Genomic DNA, 2769 nt, shown 5'->3' with positions numbered 1-2769 from the left:
AAGCGTTTCGACGTCCCAGCGGAACATCAGGTCAAGTTCTTCGAAGGCGCTGTTGTAGGCACAAAGCTGAGTCTGGAGTTCGCGCGCATCGGCGATCGTGGCTTGTGAACGGTTCATGGTCGTCTCCTTAGTTAGCCATGAATCACAGCGTGATGTGGCTGCGTGGCTTAACTGCAGGATAGGAACAATGATCCATATACGATAGTCACTTGTTTTTTGCCTAACTATTAAAGATGCCTAATAGATGGTTTACCCGATATGCGTAATGGCCGAGATTTGCGCCGCCCCTTCGTCGATGAGGAATTGCTTGAACGCCATCGCCACTGCCGGAAGCCGCTTGTTATGACGATGCACGAGATACCAGTTGAGCATCACGGGAAAACCCGCTATGTCGAGCACCGCCAGCCGTCCGATCTGCAACTCCATGCTGACCGTGTGCGCCGACAGGAAGCTGATCCCCATGCCGGCGATGACCGCCTGCTTGATCGTTTCCGTGCTGGTGATTTCCATGGCGATGTTCAGCGGCTTGAGCCGTCCCGCGAAACCTTCTTCCATCGAATTCCAGGTGTCGGAACCGCGCTCCCTGACGATGAACGGCTCGTCGACAAGCGACTCCAGCGCAATGTTCTTCTTGCCCACCAGCGGATGATCCGGCGGCGCCACGATCACATAAGGATGCGGGGCAAACGACACGTTCTCGGTGTCCATGTCCTTCGGCGGCCGAACCATGATCGCGAGGTCAGTGAGGTTGTCGGTAAGCTGGTGCAGCAGTTCTTCGCGGTTGTGAACGGCCAGGTTCAGCTTGACGTCGGAATTGCGTTTGGTGAATTCGGCCAGCAGGCGAGGGAAGAAATAATCCCCGGCACTGATCACGGCCACGTTCAGCGTACCTCCGGAAATACCCTTGAGCCGCGCCATGGCGTCGTCGGCTTCGCGAAACTGTTCAAGGATCGCGCGGCTGTGGTGAAGCATTTCCTGACCGGCGGATGTCAGGTAGATCTTCTTGCCGAGCTGCTCGAACAGAGGCAGTCCCGCGTGCTCCTCAAGCTGCTTGACCTGCGTGGAGACGGCCGGCTGGGTGAGATAGAGCTCTTCGGCGGCGCGCGAAAAGCTGAGCCGCCGTGCAACAGTTTCGAATATTTTCAGTTGCCTGAGCGTCGCATTACGCATCATGGCGGATCTCCACCTATAAACGATCCTGTATTTATACAATAAATTTTTCTAACTTTCCCTAATCGTTTTTCTGTCGCAGGATGCTTTCAACGTGCGGTAGTTTCGTAATGTGCACGCGGGGAGAAGGCAGAAGTCAGGGTCATCCCTATAAAAACATCAGCACATTGGGAATCGCTTAAAAATGGTTCTTCTTTTCACCGCTCTTACTTTTTACGGCCTGGAGGATGGACATGGCCGTATCAGGCCCCACGACCCAACGGCGCCACGAACACGTTTCCTGACCGACCAAGTCCCCTCACACCGGTAAACAACACACGGTGTGCCGCAGTCGATTGAGTCGTCGACGAAGCAGTCGATGAAGAAGCTGATTACGCGCCGCACGAGCGCTGAAACATAATGGAGACAGACATGGCAAACGCAGCGACGGCACCGGCCGCTGGTCAACCCAAAATGGGCTGGCACAACAATCGGTGGGCTCAGCTCACCATCGGCATCATCTGCATGGGGCTGGTCGCCAATCTGCAGTACGCGTGGACTTTGTTCGTGGTCCCGATGGATGCGAAACATCACTGGGGCCAGGCGGCAATTCAAACGGCGTTCACCATTTTCATCGTCACCGAAACCTGGCTGGTGCCGCTCGAAGGCTGGCTCGTCGATAAATTCGGCCCGCGGCCGGTCGTGATCGGCGGTTCGATCTGCGCGGCGCTAGGCTGGATCATCGATGCAAACGCGACCAGCCTGATTCATCTCTACATTGCGGCGGTGATTGCCGGCGTGGGCGCGGGTTGCGTGTACGGCACCTGCGTGGGCACCGCGCTCAAGTGGTTCCCGGACAAGCGCGGCCTCGCTGCTGGTTTGACGGCGGCAGGTTTCGGCGCGGGCGCGGCGGTGACGGTCATCCCTATCTCGAACATGATCCAGCGCTCGGGCTATGAACACACCTTCGTGTTCTTCGGCATCTTCCAGGGCGTCTGTATCCTGTTGCTCGGCATGCTGCTGGTGCGTCCGAGGCCGCCGGCTTATGCGGTCCCGGCAAAGCGCATAGTGGCGTCGAAGATCGACTACACGACGGGCCAGATGGTGCGCTCGCCGCTCTTCTGGGTGCTGTACATGATGTTCGTGTTCGTGGCGGCAGGCGGTGTGATTGCCACCGCGCAACTCGGTCCGATCGCGAAGGAATACGGCTTTGCCAAGATGCCGGTCAACCTGCTCGGCGTGACGTTGCCGCTCCTGACCATGGCGCTGTCGATCGACAACCTGTGCAACGGTTTCACGCGTCCGCTCTGCGGCTGGATCTCCGACAAGATCGGCCGCGAGAACACCATGTTCTTCATCTTTATCGGCGAAGGCGTGGCGTTGCTCGGTCTCATGGAGTTTGGCCACAATCCGTATCTGTTCATGTTCTTCGCAGCCGTGACGTTCCTGTGCTGGGGTGAAATCTTCTCGATCTTCCCGGCCACCTGCGCCGATACCTTCGGCAGCAAATACGCCGCCGCCAACGCCGGTACGCTTTACACGGCGAAGGGCACGGCTTCCATGCTGGTACCACTTGCCTCGGTGCTGTCGGCCATTGGCTCATGGGACGCGGTGTTCATC

Annotated in this window: 2 protein-coding genes; one reads left to right on the top strand and one right to left on the bottom strand. The window is 57.7% G+C overall.

Annotation, left to right across the window (positions count from 1 at the left end; translation table 11 throughout):
- Positions 1-249: 249 nt before the first annotated feature.
- Positions 250-1170: a LysR family transcriptional regulator gene (locus JWR14_RS38445; RefSeq protein WP_299720081.1), complete on the bottom strand. Its 921-nt coding sequence runs from the start codon at positions 1168-1170 to the stop codon at positions 250-252.
- A 411-nt stretch (positions 1171-1581) separates the two neighbouring features.
- On the opposite strand from JWR14_RS38445, the gene oxlT reads away from it, so the two are divergent.
- A partial coding sequence (gene oxlT, locus JWR14_RS38440; RefSeq protein WP_299720079.1) for an oxalate/formate MFS antiporter occupies positions 1582-2769 on the top strand: 1188 nt, incomplete at its 3' end.

Origin of the sequence: Caballeronia sp. (assembly GCF_028292365.1) — a bacterium.
Classification (GTDB): domain Bacteria; phylum Pseudomonadota; class Gammaproteobacteria; order Burkholderiales; family Burkholderiaceae; genus Caballeronia.
Note: the sequence above shows the minus strand (reverse complement) of the source record. Positions and strands in the feature narration are given on the sequence as shown.